Annotated in this window: 19 protein-coding genes; 4 read left to right on the forward strand and 15 right to left on the reverse strand. The window is 71.3% G+C overall.

Going from position 1 to position 21,943, the window contains the following annotated elements; translation table 11 throughout:
* Positions 1-41: 41 nt before the first annotated feature.
* Both ABZV77_RS25025 and ABZV77_RS25030 read right to left on the reverse strand, forming a co-directional pair.
* Positions 42-1,349, reverse strand: coding sequence for an MFS transporter (locus ABZV77_RS25025; RefSeq protein WP_356260884.1), 1,308 nt, complete (start codon positions 1,347-1,349; stop codon positions 42-44).
* Complete coding sequence (locus ABZV77_RS25030; protein ID WP_356260887.1) at positions 1,346-2,008, reverse strand: GntR family transcriptional regulator; 663 nt, start codon at positions 2,006-2,008, stop codon at positions 1,346-1,348. Before ABZV77_RS25030 ends, ABZV77_RS25025 begins: the two co-directional genes overlap by 4 nt.
* Before the next feature lie 192 nt (positions 2,009-2,200).
* Here ABZV77_RS25030 and ABZV77_RS25035 point away from each other — a divergent pair, with 192 nt between their 5' ends.
* Complete coding sequence (locus ABZV77_RS25035) at positions 2,201-3,097, forward strand: D-alanyl-D-alanine carboxypeptidase (protein WP_356260890.1); 897 nt, start codon at positions 2,201-2,203, stop codon at positions 3,095-3,097.
* An 86-nt stretch (positions 3,098-3,183) separates the two neighbouring features.
* Here the strand turns inward: ABZV77_RS25035 and ABZV77_RS25040 are convergent, their stop codons facing one another.
* Genes ABZV77_RS25040 through pdhA (ABZV77_RS25050) form a run of 3 tightly spaced genes read right to left on the reverse strand, consistent with a single transcriptional unit; the run spans position 3,184 to position 6,850 of the window.
* Positions 3,184-4,644 carry a dihydrolipoamide acetyltransferase family protein gene (locus ABZV77_RS25040; RefSeq protein WP_356261596.1) on the reverse strand — a complete coding sequence of 487 codons (1,461 nt, stop codon included), beginning with the start codon at positions 4,642-4,644 and terminating at the stop codon, positions 3,184-3,186.
* Between the two features lie 20 nt (positions 4,645-4,664).
* Positions 4,665-5,645 carry an alpha-ketoacid dehydrogenase subunit beta gene (locus ABZV77_RS25045; RefSeq protein ID WP_356260893.1) on the reverse strand — a complete coding sequence of 327 codons (981 nt, stop codon included), beginning with the start codon at positions 5,643-5,645 and terminating at the stop codon, positions 4,665-4,667.
* Between the two features lie 2 nt (positions 5,646-5,647).
* On the reverse strand, positions 5,648-6,850 hold the full coding sequence (gene pdhA / locus ABZV77_RS25050; RefSeq protein WP_356260896.1) for a pyruvate dehydrogenase (acetyl-transferring) E1 component subunit alpha: 1,203 nt from the start codon (positions 6,848-6,850) through the stop codon (positions 5,648-5,650).
* Between the two features lie 393 nt (positions 6,851-7,243).
* Between pdhA (ABZV77_RS25050) and ABZV77_RS25055 the strand changes: the two genes are divergently transcribed.
* Together ABZV77_RS25055 and ABZV77_RS25060 are read left to right on the forward strand one after the other, a co-directional pair.
* The gene (locus tag ABZV77_RS25055; RefSeq protein WP_356260899.1) at positions 7,244-7,906 is read left to right on the forward strand and encodes a response regulator transcription factor; all 663 of its coding nucleotides are present in this window, start codon (positions 7,244-7,246) and stop codon (positions 7,904-7,906) included.
* A gap of 102 nt (positions 7,907-8,008) precedes the next feature.
* On the forward strand, positions 8,009-8,431 hold the full coding sequence (locus ABZV77_RS25060) for a pyridoxamine 5'-phosphate oxidase family protein (protein ID WP_356260901.1): 423 nt from the start codon (positions 8,009-8,011) through the stop codon (positions 8,429-8,431).
* A 54-nt stretch (positions 8,432-8,485) separates the two neighbouring features.
* On the opposite strand, the gene ABZV77_RS25065 is transcribed toward ABZV77_RS25060, so the two are convergent.
* On the reverse strand, positions 8,486-10,048 hold the full coding sequence (locus ABZV77_RS25065) for a protein kinase (protein ID WP_356260904.1): 1,563 nt from the start codon (positions 10,046-10,048) through the stop codon (positions 8,486-8,488).
* 305 nt (positions 10,049-10,353) lie between these two features.
* On the opposite strand from ABZV77_RS25065, the gene ABZV77_RS25070 reads away from it, so the two are divergent.
* Positions 10,354-11,994, forward strand: coding sequence for a protein kinase (locus ABZV77_RS25070; RefSeq protein WP_356260907.1), 1,641 nt, complete (start codon positions 10,354-10,356; stop codon positions 11,992-11,994).
* Positions 11,995-12,117: 123 nt separating this feature from the next.
* On the opposite strand, the gene ABZV77_RS25075 is transcribed toward ABZV77_RS25070, so the two are convergent.
* From ABZV77_RS25075 to pdhA (ABZV77_RS25115), 9 genes are all read right to left on the reverse strand, one after another.
* Positions 12,118-12,663 carry a bacterial proteasome activator family protein gene (locus ABZV77_RS25075; protein WP_356260910.1) on the reverse strand — a complete coding sequence of 182 codons (546 nt, stop codon included), beginning with the start codon at positions 12,661-12,663 and terminating at the stop codon, positions 12,118-12,120.
* A gap of 65 nt (positions 12,664-12,728) precedes the next feature.
* Positions 12,729-13,202, reverse strand: a complete 474-nt coding sequence (locus tag ABZV77_RS25080) for a hypothetical protein (protein ID WP_356260912.1) — start codon at positions 13,200-13,202, stop codon at positions 12,729-12,731.
* Positions 13,203-13,302: 100 nt separating this feature from the next.
* Entirely contained in the window at positions 13,303-14,280 is a 978-nt protein-coding gene (locus ABZV77_RS25085; RefSeq protein ID WP_356260915.1) for an NAD(P)H-quinone oxidoreductase, read from the reverse strand.
* 160 nt (positions 14,281-14,440) lie between these two features.
* A complete protein-coding gene (locus ABZV77_RS25090) occupies positions 14,441-15,538 on the reverse strand; it encodes a potassium channel family protein (protein ID WP_356260918.1) in 1,098 nt (365 codons plus the stop codon).
* A complete protein-coding gene (locus ABZV77_RS25095; RefSeq protein ID WP_356260920.1) occupies positions 15,535-17,190 on the reverse strand; it encodes a molybdopterin molybdotransferase MoeA in 1,656 nt (551 codons plus the stop codon). The genes ABZV77_RS25090 and ABZV77_RS25095 overlap by 4 nt, the downstream gene beginning before the upstream one ends.
* The gene (locus ABZV77_RS25100; protein ID WP_356260923.1) at positions 17,187-18,137 is read right to left on the reverse strand and encodes an NTP transferase domain-containing protein; all 951 of its coding nucleotides are present in this window, start codon (positions 18,135-18,137) and stop codon (positions 17,187-17,189) included. Before ABZV77_RS25100 ends, ABZV77_RS25095 begins: the two co-directional genes overlap by 4 nt.
* Before the next feature lie 128 nt (positions 18,138-18,265).
* Complete coding sequence (locus ABZV77_RS25105) at positions 18,266-19,747, reverse strand: dihydrolipoamide acetyltransferase family protein (RefSeq protein ID WP_356260924.1); 1,482 nt, start codon at positions 19,745-19,747, stop codon at positions 18,266-18,268.
* Entirely contained in the window at positions 19,747-20,763 is a 1,017-nt protein-coding gene (locus ABZV77_RS25110; RefSeq protein WP_356260926.1) for an alpha-ketoacid dehydrogenase subunit beta, read from the reverse strand. The genes ABZV77_RS25105 and ABZV77_RS25110 overlap by 1 nt, the downstream gene beginning before the upstream one ends.
* Complete coding sequence (gene pdhA / locus ABZV77_RS25115; protein WP_356260928.1) at positions 20,760-21,905, reverse strand: pyruvate dehydrogenase (acetyl-transferring) E1 component subunit alpha; 1,146 nt, start codon at positions 21,903-21,905, stop codon at positions 20,760-20,762. The genes ABZV77_RS25110 and pdhA (ABZV77_RS25115) overlap by 4 nt, the downstream gene beginning before the upstream one ends.
* Positions 21,906-21,943 lie beyond the last annotated feature (38 nt).

Below are 21,943 nucleotides of genomic sequence, written 5' to 3' on the forward strand. Positions count from 1 at the left end.
GTGACTCCCCGACCCTGCTGACGGATGAGGGCGCGCCCGCTTCAGGCAGGGACGTGCACGGCCTCGACGCGGCTGGCGACGAGCTGCTCCCGCTCCCTTCGCACCGCCCGTGACTTGAGCCGCAGGATCTGGACGAGCCCGACGGCCTCCAGGACGAAGACGGCGGAGAAGGCGATGCGGTAGTTGTCGCCGGTCGCGTCGAGCAGCACACCGATCGCGAGCAGCGTCGTCATGGAGGCGACGAAGCCGCCCATGTTGGTGATGCCGGACGCCGTGCCCTGCCGCTCCGGCGGGTTGGCGGGCCGCGCGAAGTCGAAGCCGATCATGGAGGCGGGCCCGCAGGCGCCGAGGACCGCACACAGGACGATCAGCAGCCACATCGGGGCGTGGTCCCCGGGATAGGCGAGCGTGGTCGCCCAGGCCGCCGCCGTCGTCCCGATGGTGCCGAGCGCCAGCGGGAGGCGGGCGGCGTGGTGCCGGGCCACGATCTGGCCGTAGACGAGGCCGATGACCATGTTGGACAGCACGACGAGCGTGAGCAGTTCACCGGCCGTCGCCCGGGACAGGCCCTGCGCCTCGACGAGGAACGGCAGCCCCCACAGCAGCAGGAACACCATCGCGGGGAACTGCGTCGTGAAGTGCACCCACAGCCCGAGCCGGGTGCCGGGCTCCCGCCAGGACAGCGCGATCTGCTTGCGCACGAAGGCCGCTCCGCTGTGCTGCGCGGGCTCCGGCTCGTGCCCCTCGGGGTGGTCCTTCAGGAACAGCGTCATGAGGACGAGTACGACGACACCGCACAGCGCGCTGCCCGCGAAGGCGGCGGTCCAGCCGACGGAGTGCAGGAGCCGGGCCAGGACGAGCGTCGAGACGAGGTTGCCCGCCATGCCGACGAGGCCCGCGAGCTGGGCGACCATCGGGCCGCGCCGGGCCGGGAACCAGCGGGTGCCGAGCCGCAGGACGCTGATGAAGGTCAGCGCGTCACCGCAGCCCAGCAGGGCGCGGGAGACGAGCGCCATTCCGTACGAGGGCGAGAACGCGAAGCCGAGCTGCCCGATCGTGAAGAGGATGACTCCGATGGTCAGCACCTTCTTGGTGCCGAGCCGGTCGACCATCAGGCCGACGGGTATCTGCATGCCCGCGTAGACGAGCAGTTGGAGTATGGAGAAGGTCGAAAGCGCCGACGCGTTGACGTGGAAGCGGTCCGCGGCGTCGAGCCCCGCGACGCCGAGCGAGGTCCGGAAGATGACGGCGACGAAGTAGACGGCGACGCCGATCGACCAGACGAGGACGGCCTTCTTCCCGCCGGGGGGATCGCCGGGCAGGGAGACCGGTGCGGTGGCTGAGCTCATCGGACTTCGCCCCGCGCCAGGTTCTGGAACCAGCCGACGTGCCGGGTGACCACGGCGACCGCCGCGTCGGCGTCGCCGCGGCGCAGCGCGTCGAGGATCTCCTCGTGCTCGGCGAGGGTCTTCGCGATCCGGTCGGGGTGGGAGTGCATCACGGCGACACCCATCCGCAACTGCCGGTCCCTGAGCTGGTCGTAGAGGCGGGAGAGGATCTCGTTGCCGCCGCTGCGCACGATCTCCGCGTGGAAGCAGCGGTCGGTGACCGCGGCCTCCGCGAGGTCCCCGGCGGCGGCCTGCGCGCGCTGCCGGTCCAGGAGCTCCTCCAGGCGGCCGATCAGGCCCGCGGGCGCGGGGACCGCCTTGCGCACCGAGTGCGTCTCGACGAGCAGCCGCGTCTCGACGACGTCCGCGATCTCCTGGGCGGAGACGGGCAGCACGAGGGCGCCCTTCTTCGGGTAGAGCCGCAGCAGCCCCTCCACCTCCAGCTTCAGGAGCGCCTCGCGCACCGGGGTGCGGGACACCCCCACGGCCTCCGCGAGCTCGCCCTCCGTGAGGAGCGTGCCGCCCTCGTAACGGCGTTCCAGGACGGCTTGCTTGACGTGCGCGTAGACGCGCTCGGCGGCGGGGGGCCGCTTGGCGGCGGCGAGAGCGGTGGCTGGCATGCGCACAGCATAGATACAACAGGTATACAGAGGTATCACTGTCCACATGGCGGGCACGGCGGGCACCTGGTGCCGTACGGCCGGGTGGAAATTCCCTGACATCACTGCGCATCCATCCGCCCCTCTCGTTCGTCTATTGAGTGAGCGGCACCCTCATGCAGCCGCAGCCCAGGGGCATTTGGAGCATTTGACTTGAATACCGGCATCAAGGGCGTACGTCGCGTATCGGCCGTCCTCGTCACCGCGAGCGCGATGCTCGCCGGCGGCGCCCTCACCACTCCGGCCCACGCGGCCGCACCGCCGAAGCCGTCCATCGTCGCCAAGGGCGGCTATGTGATGAACAACGGGACGGGGAAGAGCCTCTTCACCAAGGCCGCCGACACCCGCCGTTCCACCGGCTCGACGACGAAGATCATGACGGCGCGCGTGGTCCTCGGCCAGCGGAACCTCAATCTGGACTCGAAGGTCAAGGTCGACAAGGCCTACAGCGACTACATCGTCCGCAACAACTACGCCTCGTCGGCCCGCCTGATCGTCGGCGACAAGGTCACCGTCCGCCAGCTCCTGTACGGGCTGATGCTGCCGTCCGGCTGCGACGCGGCGTACGCGCTCGCGGACAAGTTCGGCAAGGGCACGACCCGCGCCAAGCGCGTGAAGAACTTCATCGGCCAGATGAACTCGACCGCCAAGACGCTCGGCCTGCGGAACACGCACTTCGACTCGTTCGACGGCATCGGGCACGGCGCGAACTACTCGACGCCGCGCGACCTGACGAAGCTCGCCAGCAACGCGATGAAGTACTCCACGTTCCGCACGGTCGTGAAGACGAAGTCGACGAAGCAGAAGGTCACCACGAAGTCCGGTGGCTACCGCAACATGTCGTGGACGAACACGAACACGCTCCTCGGCTCCTACCGCGGCGCCATCGGCGTGAAGACGGGCTCCGGCCCCGAGGCGAAGTACTGCCTCGTCTTCGCGGCGACCCGCAACGGCAAGACGGTCATCGGTACGGTCCTGACCTCTTCCTCGCTGAACAACCGCACCGCGGACGCGAAGAAGCTCATGGACTACGGCTTCAAGGTCGCGTAGCGACACAGCCGGTACGAGACAGCCGGTACGAGAAGGGCCCCGCCGCGTCGTCGCGGCGGGGCCCTTCTCGTATCTCGTATCCGTGCTTACGCCCAGGTCATGAGCCGCTTGGGCTGCTCCAGGATGGCCGCCACATCGGCGAGCACCTTCGAGCCCAACTCCCCGTCCACCAGGCGGTGGTCGAAGGACAGCGCCAGCGTCGTCACCTGGCGGGGCTTGACCTTGCCCTTGTGGACCCACGGCTGGAGCTTGATCGCGCCGACCGCGAGGATCGCGGACTCGCCGGGGTTCAGGATCGGCGTGCCCGTGTCGACGCCGAAGACGCCGACGTTCGTGATCGTGACCGTGCCGCCCTGCATGGCACCGGGCGAGGTCTTGCCCGCACGGGCCGTGGACACCAACTCGCCGAGCGCCCCGGCCAGTTCGGGCAGGGTCTTGGCGTGCGCGTCCTTGATGTTCGGCACGATGAGACCGCGCGGGGTGGCCGCGGCGATGCCCAGGTTCACGTAGTGCTTCTGGACGATCTCCTGGTTCGCCTCGTCCCAGGCCGCGTTGACGTCGGGGTTCCGCTTGATCGCCACGAGCAGGGCCTTGGAGATGAGCAGCAGCGGATTGACCCGCAGCCCCTCAAAGCCGTACTTGTCGGCGTCTCGCTTGAGCTCCTCGACCAACTTCATCGTCCGCGTCACGTCGATCGTCACGAACTCCGTGACGTGCGGCGCCGTGAACGCCGAGCCGACCATCGCCTGCGCGGTGACCTTGCGGACGCCCTTGACCGGGATGCGGGTCTCGCGGGCATCCGTGCTCACCACGGGGGCGGGCGCGGGCGCCGCGGGGGCGGGCGCCTCGGTCACCTGCGGGGCCGGTGCGGCGGCCGGGGCCGGGGCCACCGCCGCGTGCACGTCCTCGCGGGTGATGATCCCGTCGGGACCGGACGGCGTGACCGTCGCGAGGTCCACGCCGAGGTCCTTGGCGAGCTTGCGGACCGGCGGCTTGGCGAGCGGCCGGGCGCCGTTGTGCCCGTTCAGGGACTGGGTCTGCGGGGCCACCGGCTCCGGCACCGACTGCGGCACCGGCTGTGACACCGGCTGGGCGGCGGGCGCCTCCGTCGGGGCGGTCTTCCTGGCCCGTCGCTTGGTGGAGGACTCGGCCACCCCGTAACCGACGAGCACGGGCTTGCGGCCCTGGGGGGCCTCGGGCTCGGCCTCGGCCTCGGGAGCCGTCGCCGGTTCCGGCACCGTGACCGGCTCGGGCGCCGCCTCCGGCGAGGGCGCCGGGGCACCCGCGCTCGCACCGCCCGACACGTCCACGGCGATGATCACCTGGCCGACGTCGACCGTGGTGCCCTCCGGGAACCGGAGCTCACGCACGACGCCGTTGAACGGAATGGGCAGCTCGACGGCCGCCTTGGCCGTCTCGACCTCGCACACGACCTGGCCGTCGGTGACCGTGTCACCGGGCTGTACGTACCACTTGAGGATCTCGGCCTCGGTGAGCCCCTCGCCCACGTCCGGCATCTTGAACTCGGCAAGAGCAGTGTCTGTCATCGTCGTCACGACCCTCTCCCTCAGTACGCCAGCGAGCGGTCGACGGCGTCGAGCACCCGGTCGAGGCCCGGCAGGTACTCCTCCTCGAGGCGCGCGGGCGGGTACGGCGCGTGATAGCCGCCGACCCGCAGCACGGGCGCCTCCAGGTGGTAGAAGCACCGCTCGGTGATGCGCGCCGCGATCTCCGCGCCCGTGCCCAGGAAGACCGGGGCCTCATGGACGACGACGAGGCGCCGCGTCTTCTCCACGGAGGTCTGCACGGAGTCGAAGTCGACCGGCGACATCGAGCGCAGGTCGACGACCTCCAGGGACTTGCCCTCTTCCGCGGCGGCCGCGGCCGCCTCCAGACAGACCTTCACCATCGGGCCGTACGCGGCGAGCGTGAGGTCGCTGCCCTCGCGGGCGACGACGGCCTTGTGCAGGGGACCGGGGATCGCGTCCTTGTCGACCTCGCCCTTGTCCCAGTAACGCCGCTTCGGCTCGAAGAAGATCACCGGGTCGTCGCTCTGGATGGCCTGCTGCATCATCCAGTAGGCATCGGCCGAGTTCGAAGGAGAGACCACCTTGAGGCCCGCGACGTGCGCGAACAGCGTCTCGGGCGACTCGCTGTGGTGCTCGACGGCGCCGATGCCGCCGCCGTACGGAATGCGGATGACGACCGGCATCTTGATCTTGCCGAGCGCGCGGGCGTGCATCTTCGCGAGCTGCGTGACGATCTGGTCGTACGCGGGGAAGACGAAGCCGTCGAACTGGATCTCCACCACGGGGCGGTACCCCCGCAGGGCGAGGCCGATGGCCGTGCCGACGATGCCCGACTCGGCGAGCGGGGTGTCGATGACCCGCTCCTCGCCGAAGTCCTTCTGCAGTCCGTCGGTCACCCGGAAGACGCCGCCGAGCTTGCCGACGTCCTCACCCATGATGAGGACCTTGGGGTCGTTCTCCAGCGCCGTGCGCAGCGATTCGTTGATCGCCTTGGCGATGGGCAGTTTCTGGACAGCCATGGTTACTTGACCTCCCCGGCGGCGGGGGCGTCCGCGAACGACGCCTGGTAGGCGGCGAACTGGGCGCGCTCCTCGTCCACGAGGGCGTGCCCGTCGGCGTAGACATTCTCGAAGATCGCCATCAGATCCGGATCCGGCATCGCCCGCACCACCTCTCGTACTCGCTTGCCCAACGCTTCGCTCTCGTCGTCGAGTTCCGCGAAAAATCCCTCATCCGCGTGACCTTCGGACTCCAGGTACGCCCGCAGCCGCAGGATCGGGTCCTTGACCTCCCAGGCCGCCCGCTCGTCGTCGTTGCGGTACTTGGTCGGGTCGTCGGAGGTGGTGTGCGCACCCATGCGGTACGTGAACGCCTCGATGAGCGCGGGGCCCTCGCCCGTACGCGCCCGCTCCAGCGCCCACTTGGTGACGGCGAGCACGGCGAGCACGTCGTTGCCGTCGACCCGGACGCCCGGGAAGCCGAAGCCCTGCGCGCGCTGGTAGAGCGGCACGCGGGTCTGCTTCTCGGTGGGCTCGGAGATCGCCCACTGGTTGTTCTGGCAGAAGAACACGACCGGGGCGTTGTAGACCGCGGAGAAGGTGAACGATTCGGCGACGTCGCCCTGGCTGGAGGCGCCGTCTCCGAAGTACGCGATCACGGCCGAGTCCGCGCCGTCCTTGGCCACGCCCATCGCGTAGCCGGTGGCGTGCAGGGTCTGCGAGCCGATGACGATCGTGTACAGGTGGAAGTTGTTGCTGTTCGGGTCCCAGCCGCCGTTGTTCACACCGCGGAACATGCCGAGCAGGTTCGTCGGGTCCACCCCGCGGCACCAGGCGACGCCGTGCTCACGGTAGGTGGGGAAGACGTAGTCGTCGTCGCGGGTGGCGCGGCCCGAGCCGATCTGAGCGGCCTCCTGGCCGAGCAGCGACGCCCACAGGCCCAGCTCGCCCTGGCGCTGCAGGGCGGTGGCCTCTGCGTCGAAGCGGCGGGTGAGGACCATGTCGCGGTAGAGGGCGCGCAGCTCCTCCGCCGTGATGTCGGCGACGTACGCGTCGTACACCGCGTTCTTCGCGTCCTTGACCCGCTTGCCCTCGGGCGTCAGCAGCTGAATGAGCTCGGGCTCGGTGCTTTTCTGCGGCGCGGGCTTCTTGGCGCTTGCGCGCTTGCCGCCGCCGGTACTGCTGCGGCGCGGTTGTTTGCGCGCGGCGGTGCTCTCCACGGTCACGTGTGCTCCTCCGTCGGTCCGGCCCCCGGGATTACCGGGAAAACCAGTGCGGCTCGCCTGGTCCGTGCCCGCGCACGGGGTGGGTGCGTCTCAGCCGGGAACAGGCGTGACAGGTGCCCCGGCGAGCGCCCTGCACAAAGCACGTTACCCAGTGCTTCCCATTTCTGTGAAACCCCATCTGACCTGCGAATTTGCTTGGATTTCCAAGTAAATTGCCTGTCGGTCGACTGCTCGGATTTCCGAGTAAATCGAGAGAACCGGGAACACTTCCTGGTCACAGCACTGATCACAGCCTGGCAGGGGGCCGGAACACCGGCACGTTATCCCGGCCACCCCGGGGACGGGAAGGGTTCCGCACGGGCACTCAAAGAGATCGTGTGTGAGACTGGCTCCGTGCGCGAAGACGGAAAAATTACGGTTTTTCTCCTCGACGACCATGAAGTGGTCCGCCGTGGAGTCCATGAGCTGCTGTCCGTGGAGTCCGACATCGAGGTGGTCGGCGAGGCCGGCACCGCGGCAGACGCCCTGGTCAGGATCCCGGCGACGCGGCCCGACGTGGCGGTGCTCGATGTGCGCCTGCCGGACGGCAGCGGTGTCGAGGTGTGCCGCGAGATCCGTTCGCAGAACGAGGACATCAAATGCCTGATGCTCACCTCGTTCGCCGACGACGAGGCCCTTTTCGACGCGATCATGGCCGGTGCCTCCGGTTATGTCCTCAAGGCCATCCGCGGCAATGAGCTGCTCTCCGCCGTGCGGGACGTGGCCGCGGGCAAGTCCCTGCTCGACCCCGTCGCCACGGCCCGGGTCCTGGAGCGGCTGCGCGACGGCAACAACCCCAAGGGCGACGACCGCCTGGCCAACCTCACCGATCAGGAGCGGAAGATCCTCGACCTGATCGGCGAGGGCCTGACCAACCGCGTGATCGGCGAGCGACTGCACCTCGCCGAGAAGACGATCAAGAACTACGTCTCCAGCCTGCTGTCCAAGCTGGGCATGGAGCGCCGCTCCCAGGCCGCGGCGTACGTGGCGCGCATGCAGGCGGAGCGGCAGCACTGACGCGACGGCAAGGGGCCGTCACCGGTTGAGGGACTTACGTCCTCGGTTTAAGGGGGCGGGATCCCCTTTTCCGACACCCTGTCCATGAACCAAGGTGGGGTCATGCCCACCGACGAACAGCTCGCCTTCGAACTGCTCCGCCGCACCGACTACGGCCGCGTGGCGACCAGCATGCGCGCGCTGCCCTTCCTCGCTGCGGCCCGGCACATCGTGGTGGACGGCAAGGTCCTGCTGCGCATGCACAAGGGATACGGCTACCACGAGGCCTGCGTCGGCAGCGTCGTCGCGTACGGCGCGGACAACCTCAACGTGGCGAGCGCGAAGGACGGCCAGTGGACCGTCCAGTTCGTCGGCGTCTGCGACCGGGTCGAGCCGACCAATGCCGAGCTCGAACTCTTCGGGCCCACCCCGCACTATGTGGACGGCGAGCTCTTCGACCCGGTCTACCTGCGGATAGAGCCGCAGTTCAGCACGGTCCACCGGCTGTACACCGGCCGCGACCGGCAGCTCCAGCACATCCTGTAGACCGTCCGGCGGCGGGACCGGCCGGCGGGCCGAGGCGGCGGGCGAGAGCCTGTCTCAGACCCCTTCGCCCTGGTTGCCGCCGTTGCCCGCGCCCTCGTCGTCGCCTTCGGGGTCGGTCGGGTCGCCCGTCGGCTCGGTCGGGTCCTTGGTGGGCTCGGTCGGATCCCCGGTGGGCGTGGACGGATCCCCGGTGGGCGTGGACGGATCCCCGGTGGGCGTCGTCGGACGCGACGTCGGGTACGTCGGATCCGTCGGCCGGTTCGTCGGCTCGGTGTAGTCCGTCTCGCCGCCGGTGCCCGTGTCCGGGTCCGACGTCTCGTCGGAGGTCTCCTCGTCCGCGCTCTTGCTCGGCTCCTTCGACTGCGACTGCTTCGTCTCGGGAGGCTTCGGCGGGTCCTTCTTTTCCTTCTTGTCGCCCGCGTTCAGTGCGACCGCCACACCCACCGCGATGGCGATGATCGCCAGCACGGCGACGATCCACATCTTGCCGCGGCCGCTCTTGCCGCCGTGGTGCCCGCCGTCGAAGCCGCCGTCGTCGCCCGGCGGACGCAGCATGGGGCCCGGGATCTGCGCGGTGCCGGAGTCCGGGTGCGCCATCGCGGTGGTGCCCGCGACGCCCATGGCCGGGGTGTTGCCGCCCTCGTGCATCGCCACGGGCCCGGTGTTCCAGGTCCCCGTGTGGCTGCCCTGCTCGTTGAGCATCTGCAGCCCGTACTGAATGAGGCCGCGCATCTCCTCGGCGGTCTGGAACCGGTCGTCCGGGTCCTTGGCGAGGGAGCGCATGACGAGCCCGTCCAGCTCCGGCGGCGCCGCGTCCGAGACCTCGGACGGCGGCACGGCCTGGTCCTGGACGTGCTGGTAGACCACGGAGAGCGGCGTCTCACCGGTGAACGGGGGCCGCAGCGCGAGGAGTTCGTAGAGGAGACAGCCGGTCGCGTACAGGTCGGAGCGGTGGTCGACCGCCTTGCCGAGCGCCTGCTCGGGCGAGAGGTACTGGGGCGTGCCCATGACCATGCCGGTCTGCGTCATCGTCGACTGCGCGCCGTGCAGGGCGCGGGCGATGCCGAAGTCCATCACCTTCACCGCACCGGCGTTGGTGATGATCACGTTCGCGGGCTTGATGTCGCGGTGCACGATGCCGTGCTGGTGCGAGTAGGCCAGGGCTTCGAGGACGCCCGACACGATGATGAGCGCCTGCTCAGGACCCGGCGCTTCCGCGTTGATCAGCAGATCGCGGATCGTCCGGCCCTCGACGATCTCCATGACGATGTACGGGACGACGTTCGGCCCGACGACGTCTTCACCGGAGTCGTACACCGCGACCACAGCGTGGTGATTGAGCCCCGCGACGGACTGTGCCTCACGCGTGAAACGCGCCTTGGAGACCGGGTCCTCAGCGAGGTCGGAGCGGAGCAGCTTGACCGCGACGGTGCGGCCGAGACGTACGTCCTCGGCCGCGAAAACCTCGGCCATGCCGCCCCGGCCGAGTCTGTGGGTCAGCCGGTACCGGCCGTCACCGACGAGCCCGCCGTTGCCCCACAATTCAGGCGCGTCTGACATACCGCCGCCAGTCGCCTCGGGGTCGGACGGGCCCTGAGCGCGCTGCGTCTGTGCCATCAGTCCTCGCCGTCGTTTCTGGTCGTGGTACTTGGTGCCGAGTACGTCGCGATACGGGGTACTCAGTCGGCCACGCTACAGCCTTCGTGACACCCGCCGGTCCGGCGTGGACCGGACATCAAAGCGGTCCGGGGGTCCCGTGCGCAAACTTGTAACGCTTCCGAGACGCTTCTTGCGCGTACGGTCACGGAACGGGCACCGAGCTTGACGCGTCATCGTCCTGGGGCAGACTTGGCCTGGAATAGCGGTAATCGATCACCAGCCGCGGAGCCGTCCGGCAACCGCGCCAATGGGGGACGCACGAGATGAGCAGCCAGGACGGCGCACAGGGGCGGTATGCGGGGCGTTCGCTGGCCGGTGGCCGCTACCAACTGCGTGATCTGCTGGGCGAGGGCGGCATGGCGTCGGTGCACCTCGCCTACGACACCGTGCTCGACCGTCATGTCGCAATCAAGACACTGCACACCGAACTCGGTCGCGAACAGTCCTTCCGCGAGCGCTTCCGCCGCGAGGCCCAGTCGGTGGCGAAGCTCACGCACACGAACATCGTGTCCGTCTTCGACACCGGCGAGGACGACCTCGACGGCGCGACGATGCCGTACATCGTCATGGAGTACGTCGAGGGCAAGCCGCTCGGCTCCGTGCTCGACGCGTCCGTCACCCAGTTCGGCGCGATGCCGAGCGACCAGGCGCTGAAGATCACCGCCGATGTGCTCGCGGCCCTGGAGATCAGCCACGAGATGGGCCTGGTCCACCGCGACATCAAGCCCGGCAACGTAATGATGACCAAGCGCAACGTCGTGAAGGTCATGGACTTCGGCATCGCCCGCGCCATGCAGTCCGGCGTCACCTCCATGACCCAGACCGGCATGGTCGTCGGCACCCCGCAGTACCTCTCCCCGGAACAGGCCCTGGGCCGCGGCGTCGACGCCCGCTCCGACCTGTACTCGGTCGGCATCATGCTCTTCCAGCTGACCACCGGGCGGCTGCCGTTCGAGGCGGACTCGCCGCTTGCCATCGCGTACGCGCACGTCCAGGAGGAGCCGGTCGCTCCCTCCTCGATCAACCGTTCCCTGCCGCCCGCGGTCGACGCGATCGTCGCCCGGGCGCTGAAGAAGAACCCGAACGAGCGCTTCCCGACCGCCGAGGCCATGCGCGACGAGTGCCTGCGCGTCGCCCAGTCCTTCCAGGCCTCGGCCCCCAGCATCGTGCCGGGCGCGCAGACGACGAGCGGTGCGGGCGTCGGCGCCGCGGTCTTCCCGCCGGTCGACACGTCGATGCCGCAGAGCGGCTCCGTCCAGACGCCGTACCAGCCGGGTTCGTACGGCCCCGCCACCCCGGCCCCCACGCCGGGTTACGGCTACCCGCAGCAGGGCGGCTACCAGACCCCGCCGCCCGTCAACGCGTACGCCCCGCAGCAGGGCGCGCACACCCCGCCGCCGTACAACCTCGCGCCGCAGCCCGCCACGGCGACGGCCCCGACCAGCTCGGGCGGCGCGGGCGGCTCCGGCGGCGGCAAGCGGAACATGCCGGTGATCGTCGGCTCGATCGTCGTCGCGCTCATCGCGATCGGCGGCCTGATCACCGCCCTGACGATGAGCGGCGGCGACGGTGACAAGGAAGCCACCGGCGACAAGTCGAAGCAGCCGGTGGCGGGTCACAAGGGCCCCAACCGCACCATGACGATGGAAACCGAGAAGTGCACGGACCCCGAGGTGGGGTACAACGACGAGGACAAGATCAAGGTCCCCGACTTCACCTTCAAGGACTGGAAGTCGGTCCTTTCCTGCCTGCAGTCGGCGGGCTGGAGCTTCGACAAGCGCAAGGTCGACGAGAACGCCTACGGCGAGGACACGGTCATGCGGCAGACCCCGAAGGAAGGCACGGAGGTCGACCCGAAGGGTCTTGAGCTCCAGTTCGACGTCTCGTCGGGCAATCCGGCCTAGTGGCCTAGTCTTCGCTGGTCTTTTTACGTAGACGCAGAGGGGCCCGGTACGCATTCCGCGTACCGGGCCCCTCTGCGTCTTGCGGGTTCTCGGCGGGTTGCACCGTCGGATTACACCGGCGGGCTACAGGTAAGGGCCTCCCGAGCGGCCCGCGATGCCGCCGCCCTCTTCCTCCTCCTCGCCGCCGCCCACGCCCGGCGGCAGCGCCCGGCGCATCTGCTCCAGCTGGGCCCGCGCCGCCATCTGCTGCGCGAACAGCGTCGTCTGGATCCCGTGGAAGAGGCCCTCCAGCCAGCCGACCAGCTGGGCCTGCGCGATCCGCAGCTCCGCGTCGCTCGGCGTCGCCTCCTCGGTGAAGGGCAGGGAGAGCCGCTCCAGCTCCTCGACCAGCTCGGGGGCGAGGCCGTCCTCGAGTTCCTTGACCGAGCTGGCGTGGATCTCCTTGAGGCGGACCCGGCTCGCCTCGTCGAGAGGAGCCGCGCGCACCTCCTCGAGCAGCTGCTTGATCATGCTGCCGATGCGCATCACCTTGGCCGGCTGTTCGACCATCTCCGTCACCGGGACCTCGCGGGATTCATCGTCTCCGCCGCCACCGAGAGCCATTCCGTCCTGGCCCACGACCAGGACCTGGGGGCTCTCCGGCGACCGTTCGTTCCTCGGCATCTCCATGCCGCCATTCTCTCGCACCCGTACTTCACACATCGGTGGTGCCCCCGATCGCGGCTGATCCACCCTCAGCCGCGGCGCAGCCGCAGCCCCAGGAAGCCGAGCCCGAGGCCGATGAGGACCAGGCCGCCGCCGAGCGGGAGGACGCGGAGGTTGGGGAGCACGGGGCCGACCGGCGTCCGTTCGGTGAGGTCGGAGGCGGTGTCCCGGTGCACGGCGGGGGTCGGCCTCGGGTGCCGCGGGGGCGGGGTGGCCGGGGGCGGCGTGTAGGGCACGGGCGGCGGGTCCAGGATGGGCGGCTGGGCCCCGCCGGGCCGTTCGCGGCCCTCGCCCGCGGAGCTCCCGGCGCGCGAGGTCTCGTCGACGGTCGTCACGGTGCTCCCGACAGCTGGTCCGGAGGCGGATTCGGTGGCGTACGCGGCGAGGGCGGGTACGCCCGCCGCCAGGACCGCGAGGAGCGCCGCGCCCACCAGCGTGATCACGCCCGCGACCACGGCAGCGACCGCTCGGGTCGCGCGACGGCCCGCCCAGGAAGCCTTCACGGCACCAGCGTCACATGGGGCGACACTTCCGGCATCTCGGTCAGGGAGGGGCAGGCTGGGGGGCCCGCGCCCCGAGGGGCGCGGGGAACCGCCCGTCCGGCTAGCGCGTGAGCAGCACCTTGCCGATGTGGCTGCTCTCCTCCAGGACCCGGTGCGCCGCCGCCGCGTCGTGCATCGGCACCGTGCGGTCCACGACGGGCCGCACATGGCCCCCGCCGATCAGCGGCCAGACGTGCTCCCGCACCGCCGCCACGATCGACGCCTTCTCCGCGGCAGGGCGGCCGCGCAGCGATGTGGCGGTGACGGCGGCCCGCTTCGTGAGCAGCGCGCCGATGTTCAGCTCGCCCTTGGCGCCGCCCTGCATGCCGATGATCGCGAGACGGCCGTTGACGGCGAGGGCGCGCACATTGCGGTCGAGGTACTTCGCACCCATGTTGTCGAGGATGACGTCCGCGCCGGACCCGTCCGTCGCGCGCTCGATCTCCTCGACGAAGTCCTGCTCGCGGTAGTTGATGAGGATGTCGGCCCCCAACTCGCCGCAGAACGCCAGCTTCTCCTTGCTGCCCGCCGTGACGGCGACCTTCGCGCCGACGGCCTTGGCGAGCTGGATCGCCATGGTGCCGATGCCGCTCGAACCGCCATGCGCGAGCAGCGTCTCGCCGGGCCTGAGGTGGGCGATCATGAAGACGTTCGACCACACGGTCGAGGTGACCTCGGGCAGCGCGGCCGCCGTGACGAGGTCGACGCCGTCGGGCACGGGCAGCAGCTGACCGGCCGGGACGACGACCTGCTCCGCGTAGCCGCCGCCGGAGAGCAGCGCACACACCTCGTCGCCGACCGACCAGCCGGAGACGCCGGTGCCGAGCGCGGTGATCCGGCCCGAGCACTCAAGACCGGGGTACGGGGAGGCGCCGGGCGGCGGGTTGTAGAAGCCCTGCCGCTGCAGCAGATCGGCGCGGTTCACGGCACTGGCCGCGACCTCGACCAGCACCTCGCCCTCGCCGGGCACGGGATCGGGGACCTCGGCCCAGACGAGGGCTTCGGGGCCACCGGGTTCGGGGATCGTGATCGCATACATGCTGGCGAGGCTACTCGCGTACGCCGTGAAGGGCCGGGCGCGGGAGCGGGTCCGGGAGTGGGCGCGGGTCCGGGAGTGTGCCGCGGGTCCGGGAGCGGGTCCGGGTCCGGGAGCGGGCCGCGGGTCCGTGCGAGGGAGCCGTCCGCGGGCCCGCGCCGTCTCAGTTCGGGCGCAGCGGCTTGATGTCCGGGGCGACCGTCGTGCCAGGGGACGCCCGGACGATCGTGATCAGACGGTCCGTCAACTCCAGCTTCCCGACGGCCGGATCGTCGTATCCGAGCACGCGGTGCCCGCGCACGACACTCACCACCAAGTCGTCCGTCTCCCGTACGTTCAACCCCACCTCGGCCTTTATCACCGGGCGTTCGACGAGGTCGAGACCGCTGCCCTGCTGGATCAGGTCCTCCATGACCATGCCCGCGCTCGGGCTCAGCACGGAGAGACCGAGCAGTCGGCCCGCCGCGCTGGCGCTGGTGATCACGGCGTCGGCACCGGACTGGCGGAGCAGCGGCGCGTTCTCCTCCTCGCGGACCGCGGCCACGATCTTCGCCCCGCGGTTCAGCTGCCGGGCGGTGAGGGCGACCAGGACCGCCGTGTCGTCGCGCTGCGTCGCGATGATGATCTGGCGGGCCCGCTGCACCTCGGCGCGGAGCAGCACGTCGCTGCGCGTCGCGTCGCCGATGACGCCCGCGAACCCCTCCGCCGTGGCTGCCTCGACGACCTTCGCGCTGGGGTCGACCACCACGATCTGCTCCGGCTTCAGGCCGGTCGCGCAGACCGTCTGGATCGCGGAGCGACCCTTCGTGCCGAAGCCGACGACGACAGTGTGTTCACGCAAGTTGGACCTCCAGCGGGACAGACGCCATTCCTCACGCGTCCGTTCCGTGAGCACTTCGAGGGTCGTGCCGACCAGGATGATCAGGAAGAGCACGCGCAGCGGCGTGATCATAAGGATGTTGGTGAGCCGGGCGCTGTCGCTGTACGGGACGATGTCGCCGTACCCGGTGGTGGAGAGCGTGACCGTCGCGTAGTACGCGGCGTCGAGGAAGTCGACCCCGTTGTCCGAGTTGTCGTGGTAACCCTCGCGGTCGATCCAGACGAGGAAGGTCGTCAGAGCGAGCACCAGCAGTGCCATCGCGAGACGGCGGGTGACCTGGCGCAACGGGCGTTCGACCTTGCGCTGCGGCAGTTTGATGCGGTGTGTCGTGTGCTGCTCTTCGGGGTGACGCGCGATGGCGTCATGCCCGGGAAGTTTCACGTGAAACGCTCCTCGCCGTCTACGACTGCCCCATCCCCGGGCCCAGCCCCCACCTCGGGCCCGGCTCCGGCTCCAGCGCCGATTCCGGCTCCAACTCCAGTTCCCGCTCCGGCCGCGAAACCTGCTTGCTCCTCGGCCTGGCCCCCGTCCATCGGACCACCGTACAAAGCCGCGCCCGCGCCCGTTCCGGTGCCCACCTCAGGAACCGCCCACGGCAGGTCCAGAACCTCCAGTTCCCTGCCCTCCCGCGCCCCGCCGGGCGGCACGACGGCGAGCCCGTCGGCGGCCGCGATCCCGCGCAGCATCGCCGGGCCGTTGAAGTGCAGCGGCACGGCCCGCTCGGCGCGCAGGGCGACGGGGACGAGACGGGTGTCGTGCGGGTGCCCCTGAACGCCGTCGCGCAGGGGAGCGGTGTACGTGGCGGGCCCGCCGCAGCCTGCCGCGCGGCCCGAGAGCGTACGCAGCAGGGGCTCGGCCAGCGTGAGCAGGCCGGACACCGCGGCGAGCGGATTGCCGGGCAGGCCGACGAGGTACCGGCCAGGCCGGATGCGGGCCAGCAGCATGGGGTGCCCGGGGCGCACCGCGACGCCGTCCACGAGCAGTTCGGCGCCGATCCGGCGCAGGGTGGGGTGGACGTGGTCGACCGGGCCCGACGCGGTGCCGCCCGTCGTGACGATCAGGTCGGCGGCGGAGGCCGTGATCGCGTCGTGGAGGGCGTCGGCGTCGTCACCGAGCCGCCGGACGGCGATCACCTCGGCGCCCAGCGCGTGCAGCCACGGCGGCAGCATCGGGCCGAGCGCGTCACGGATGAGCCCCTCGCGCGGGAGGCCTTCCGTCAGCAACTCGTCGCCCAGGACGAGGACTTCGGCGCGGGGCCTGCGGAACACCGGCAACGTGTCGTACCCGGCGGCCGCGGCCAGCCCGAGCACGGCAGGGGTCACCAGGGCTCCGGCAGGCAGGAGGTGGTCGCCGGAGCGGCACTCCTGGCCGCGCGGACGGATGTCCTGGCCGGTGACCACGTCGCGCAGGGCGTGCAGTCTGCCCTTGTCGTCGGTCCTGCCGTGCTCGCTGCGCAGCACCGCGGTGGCGTCCTGCGGGACACGGGCACCGGTCGCGATGCGGACCGCCTCCCCGTCGGAGAGCGCGTCCGGCCGGGCATGTCCGGCAAGGATCCCGTCGGCCCGGACGTCCCAGGGTCCTGGGCCCGCGACGACCCAGCCGTCCATCGCGGAGGTGTCGAAGGACGGCAGGTCCGTGAGGGCGGCGAGCGGCGCGGCGAGGATCAGGCCGAGGGCGCGGTGCAGCGGTACGCCGACGGGCTCGGTGCCGGGCCCGGAGGCGGCCCGCTGCGCACGGGCGCGGGCGTCGGGCCAGGGCGTGGTGTCGCGGTGCTTTTCCCTGGCGGGGGCGCCGTCGGGGGATGCGGTGGGGGGTGTGGAGGGGTGCTTCGCGGGGTGCGTGGTGGCGGAGCGGGCGGCGGGGGTGGATGCCTGGGCGGGGGTCGGGGTCGATGCCGAGGCCGTCGTGGGGGGCGGGGGCGGCGTCGAGCCCGGTGTCGGCCGGTGCGCGGGGTCGTCGTGGGCGTCGCGGTGCCCGTTCACCAGGGCGAGCGCCTCGTCGAGCTCGGCGTCCGACGCGGACTGCCCGGTCATCCGGCGTCCGGAGGCGTACCGGCCGCGGAGCCGGGCTTCGCGTCCTGCTGGTCCTCGTCCGCCCAGCGGGCCGCGAGGGCCGCGGCCTTGCGGGTCGCCTCGGCCACCGCCTCGGCACCGCCCGCCGCTCCGCCGCGCGCCGCGGCCTGCGCCGCCGCGTACCCGACGAGGAACGTGGTCAGCGGTGCCGCGGGCCTGGCGACGCCGTGCGCGGCGTCACGGGCGAGGTCCAGGAGGGCGCCGGTGTCGACGTCGAGCTCGATGCCCAGCTCGTCCTTGACTGCGGAAATCCATTCATCCAACACGTTGCCATGCTCCCTGATGCGGGCCCTGGCGGAGGCGATGTCGTCCCAGGTGTCGCAGTCGAAAGCGGCGAGGGGGTCGGCGACCCTGGTGAGGACGAGCCGCCCGGTGAGGCGGCGCAGGGGCAGCCCGGCGAGCCCGCCGCCCCCTTGGCCGTCCCGGCCGTCCCGCCCGTCGAGCACGGCGATCTCCCGCAGGAGCGCGTCGCGGCGGTAGGCGGCGACAAGTGGCTGGTCACGGCCGTCGGGGTCGGTGAGGACCGCGCCGTCCACCCCATCCACCCCGTCCGGCCCGCCCCCGGCGAGCGCGGCGAGGAGTCGGCGTACCGTCTGCTCGCCCAGGAACGGCAGATCGGCGGAGAGCACGACCACCCGCTCCGCCGTCGTGCGCGCGAGCCCCGCGTCGAGCGCGGCCAGGGGGCCGCCGCCCGCGGGCTCCTCGCGTGCCCATACGACGGGACGCGCGGTCGGCCGTGGCGCGGCCACCACGACGGTCGTCCCGGCGCCGGAGCAGGCCGCGAGCACCCGGTCGATCAGCGTCCGGCCGCCGACCCGCACCCCCGGCTTGTCCGCACCGCCGAGCCGGGCGGCGCCGCCCCCGGCGAGTACGACGGCGTCGTACGGGCCGCCCTCTTTCGTGGTCACACCCCGAGTATGGGCATACGAAGGATCATTGACACCCCCGCGAAGGGCCCTACGGGCAAGGGACTTACGTCACGTGACCCGCCCGGGCCGCGGCCCGGCCCCCGCCCCGCACCTCATGCCGGAACCCGTCACACGGACCGCAGCAGCACCGCAGGCTGCTCGACACAGTCCGCCACGTACCGCAGGAAGCCGCCCGCCGTACCGCCGTCGCACACCCGGTGGTCGAAGGTGAGCGACAACTGCACGACGTGCCGCACCGCCAACTCCCCCTGGTGCACCCACGGCTTGGGCACGATCCGGCCCACTCCCAGCATGGCCGCCTCGGGGTGGTTGATGATCGGCGTGGAGCCGTCGACCCCGAACACCCCGTAGTTGTTGAGGGTGAAGGTGCCGCCGGTGAGCTCCCCCGGCGTGAGCGTTCCCGCGCGCGCGGACTCCGTGAGCCGTATCAGCTCCGCGTTGATCGAGTCGGTCGCCCGTGACTGGGAGTGCCGCACCACCGGGACGACCAGGCCGCGCGGGGTCTGCGCGGCGAAGCCGAGGTGGATGTCGGCGAACTGCCGCACCTCACGCGCCTCCATGTCCACGGCCGAGTTGAGCGCCGGGAAGCGGGTGAGGGCAGCCACGCTGATGCGTGCGAGGAGCGCGAGCAGCGACACCTTCTGGCCGTCGCGTTCCGACATCGCGTCGTTCATGGCCTTGCGGGTCGCCAGCAGCTCGGTCGCGTCGGCGTCGACCCAGCAGGTCGCCTCCGGTATCTCGCGGCGGCTGCGGGACATCTTGTCGGCGACGAGGCCGCGGAGTCCGGTCAGCGGGTGCCGGGAGTAGAGGCCTGCCTTGCGCGGCTCCTCTCCGGCCGCCACGCTCTGCCGTGCTTCGTGACGCCCCGCGCGGATCAGCTCGTCGTCCTCCCGAACGGCCGCCTTGCGCGCCCGCGTGCGTTCCTCGTCGGAGGCCCCGGCCTGCGCCACCGCCCGGCCCGCCTCGACAGCGGACTCGACGTCCGCCCGCAGGATCAGCCCGTCCGGCCCGGACCCCACCAGGCTGCGCAGATCCACGTCGTTCTCCCGCGCCAGCTTGCGCACGAGGGGCGAGATCACCGGAACCGGCCCATCGGAAGCGGGCGCGGCGGGCGCAGCCGGAGCGGGCGGGACGGGAGCGGGCGCGGGAGCCGCCGGGGCGGAGACCCGCACGGACCGAACCCGACGCCGCCGCGCAGGCGCCGCAGCCGTCCCGTACCCGACCAGCACGTTCCCTGAGGACTCCGCGGCGACCTGCTCGGCGGCAGCGTGCTCCGCGGCCGTCTGCAGCGCCCGCTCGGCAGGTTCCTCGGGCGCCCCGCCCGGAACCGCCCCGCCGGGCTCCGCTCCCACCGCGACCGTCAACAGCGGCGCTCCCACCGGCAGTTCCGTGCCTTCCTCACCGAAGCGGGCCGTGACCACGCCTCCGTAGGGACACGGCACCTCGACCATCGCCTTGGCCGTCTCGACCTCGACGACCGGCTGGTCCACCGCCACGACGTCGCCGACCTCGACGAGCCAGCGGACGACTTCCGCCTCCGTCAGCCCTTCCCCGAGGTCGGGCAGCTTGAATTCAAGGACCTGAGCCATCAGCTGTCCGCCTCCCACTGCAGCCGCGCGACCGCGTCCAGGATCCGGTCGACGCCCGGGAGGTGGTGCTTCTCCAGCATCGGCGGCGGATACGGGATGTCGAAGCCCGCGACCCGCAGCACCGGCGCCTCCAGATGGTGGAAGCACCGCTCGGTGACCCGCGCGGCGATCTCGCCGCCGGGGCCGCCGAAGCCGCCCGACTCATGGACGACGACGGCCCGCCCGGTCCGCCGCACGGACGCGGCGACCGTCTCGTCGTCGAACGGCACCAGGGAGCGCAGATCGACCACTTCGAGGTCCCAGCCCTCGGCGCGGGCGGCCTCGGCCGCCTCCAGGCAGACGGGCACGGACGGCCCGTACGTGATGAGCGTGGCGCTGCGCCCGGCACGCCGCACCGCCGCGCGGCCTATCGGTTCAACGGTCGCCGGGGCGTCCGGGTTCCACTCGGCCTTCGACCAGTACAGCCGCTTCGGCTCCAGGAAGATGACGGGGTCGTCGGAGGCGATGGAGGCCCTCAGCAGGCCGTAGGCATCGGAGACCGTGGCCGGGGTGACGACGTGGAGGCCCGGTGTCGCGATGTAGTACGCCTCGGAGGAGTCGCTGTGGTGCTCGACGCCGCCGATGCCGCCGCCGTAGGGCACGCGCACGGTGATGGGGAGCGGCAGCGCGCCGCGCGTGCGGTTCCGCATCCGCGCCACGTGCGAGATCAGCTGCTCGAAGGCGGGATAGGCGAAGGCGTCGAACTGCATCTCCACAACGGGCCGCAACCCGTACATCGCCATGCCGACCGCCGCGCCGAGGATCCCGGCCTCGGCCAGCGGCGTGTCGGTGCAACGGTCCTCGCCGAACTCCTTGGCGAGCCCGTCGGTGACCCGGAAGACACCGCCGAGCGCTCCGACGTCCTCTCCGAGGACGTGGACGGACGGGTCCTCGGCCATCGAGTCCCGCAGCGCGCGCCCGAGCGCCTGCGCCATGGTGGCCGGTTTGGTGACCGGCTTCGCCGCGACCGTGGTCATCGCGCTTCCTCCTCCGCCTCTTCCGAGGCCACTTCGAGCTCGGCCCGCAACTGTGCCGCCTGCTCCCTGAGTTGGGAGGTCTGCTTGGCGTACACGTGCGTGAAGAGGTCCATGGGGTCGAGCACGGGCTCCTGGTTCATGTGCTCGCGCAGATCGGCGGCCATGGCCTCGGCGTCCTCGCCCGCCCGTCGCTTCATGTCGTCGTCCAGGAGTCCGCGCTCCGTCAGCTCCTGCTCCAGGAGCAGGATCGGGTCGTGGTCGCGCCAGGCGTCGACGTCGGTGTCCTGCCGGTAGCGCGTGGCGTCGTCGGCGTTCGTGTGGGCTTCCATGCGGTACGTCACGGCTTCGACGAGGGTCGGGCCGCCGCCCTCACGCGCGCGGGCGACCGCTTCGCCCAGCACCTCGTGCATCGCCGCCGCGTCGTTGCCGTCCACCAGGCGGCCCGGCATGCCGTATCCCACGGCCTTGTGGGCGAGGGAGGGGGCCGCGGTCTGCTTGGCGAGCGGCACGGAGATCGCGAAGCCGTTGTTCTGCACGAGGAAGACCACAGGGGCCTGCCACACCGCGGCGAAGTTCAGCGCCTCGTGGAAGTCGCCCTCGCTGGTGCCGCCGTCGCCGACCATGGCGAGCGCGACGACGTCGTCGCCCTTGAGCCGGGCCGCGTGCGCGAGGCCCACGGCGTGCGGAAGCTGGGTCGCAAGGGGGGTGCTCAGGGGCGCTATGCGGTGCTCGCGCGGGTCGTACCCGGTGTGCCAGTCGCCGCGCAGCAGCGTCAGCGCGCTCGCGGGGTCGAGGCCGCGGGCGACGACCGCGAGGGTGTCCCGGTAACTGGGGAAGAGCCAGTCGCGCTCCTCGAGGGCGAGCGCGGCGGCGATCTCGCACGCCTCCTGGCCGGTGCTCGACGGATAGACCGCGAGCCTGCCCTGCTTCGTCAGTGCCGTCGCCTGCGTGTTGTACCGGCGGCCGCGCACCAGCTCTGCATAGAGCCGGCGCAGCAGCTCGGGGTCGACCTTCTCGGCGGCATCGGTGCCGAGGACGCGATAGGGCTCCGCGTCCGGCAGCAGCGGCGCGGGGTCGGTCCTGGGCTGCCAAGCGGGGGGCGGGCTGGGCCGGTAGGCGCCCCGCTGCTCCATGACCGTCATGACGGCACCTCCTGTGGGAAGCGGTCTCCTCGTGGGAG

Source organism: Streptomyces sp. NPDC004732 (assembly GCF_040609235.1).
Classification (GTDB): domain Bacteria; phylum Actinomycetota; class Actinomycetes; order Streptomycetales; family Streptomycetaceae; genus Streptomyces.

What these genes read in the sequence shown, in the direction of transcription:
- ABZV77_RS25025 (WP_356260884.1), bottom strand. Translation starts at nt 1,349, where the DNA reads ATGAGCTCAGCCACCGCACCGGTCTCCCTGCCCGGCGATCCCCCCGGC.
- ABZV77_RS25030 (WP_356260887.1), bottom strand. Translation starts at nt 2,008, where the DNA reads ATGCCAGCCACCGCTCTCGCCGCCGCCAAGCGGCCCCCCGCCGCCGAG.
- ABZV77_RS25040 (WP_356261596.1), bottom strand. Translation starts at nt 4,644, where the DNA reads ATGACAGACACTGCTCTTGCCGAGTTCAAGATGCCGGACGTGGGCGAG.
- ABZV77_RS25045 (WP_356260893.1), bottom strand. Translation starts at nt 5,645, where the DNA reads ATGGCTGTCCAGAAACTGCCCATCGCCAAGGCGATCAACGAATCGCTG.
- ABZV77_RS25060 (WP_356260901.1), top strand. Translation starts at nt 8,009, where the DNA reads ATGCCCACCGACGAACAGCTCGCCTTCGAACTGCTCCGCCGCACCGAC.
- ABZV77_RS25065 (WP_356260904.1), bottom strand. Translation starts at nt 10,048, where the DNA reads ATGGCACAGACGCAGCGCGCTCAGGGCCCGTCCGACCCCGAGGCGACT.
- ABZV77_RS25070 (WP_356260907.1), top strand. Translation starts at nt 10,354, where the DNA reads ATGAGCAGCCAGGACGGCGCACAGGGGCGGTATGCGGGGCGTTCGCTG.
- ABZV77_RS25075 (WP_356260910.1), bottom strand. Translation starts at nt 12,663, where the DNA reads ATGGAGATGCCGAGGAACGAACGGTCGCCGGAGAGCCCCCAGGTCCTG.
- ABZV77_RS25085 (WP_356260915.1), bottom strand. Translation starts at nt 14,280, where the DNA reads ATGTATGCGATCACGATCCCCGAACCCGGTGGCCCCGAAGCCCTCGTC.
- ABZV77_RS25095 (WP_356260920.1), bottom strand. Translation starts at nt 17,190, where the DNA reads ATGACCGGGCAGTCCGCGTCGGACGCCGAGCTCGACGAGGCGCTCGCC.
- ABZV77_RS25105 (WP_356260924.1), bottom strand. Translation starts at nt 19,747, where the DNA reads ATGGCTCAGGTCCTTGAATTCAAGCTGCCCGACCTCGGGGAAGGGCTG.
- ABZV77_RS25110 (WP_356260926.1), bottom strand. Translation starts at nt 20,763, where the DNA reads ATGACCACGGTCGCGGCGAAGCCGGTCACCAAACCGGCCACCATGGCG.
- pdhA (WP_356260928.1), bottom strand. Translation starts at nt 21,905, where the DNA reads ATGACGGTCATGGAGCAGCGGGGCGCCTACCGGCCCAGCCCGCCCCCC.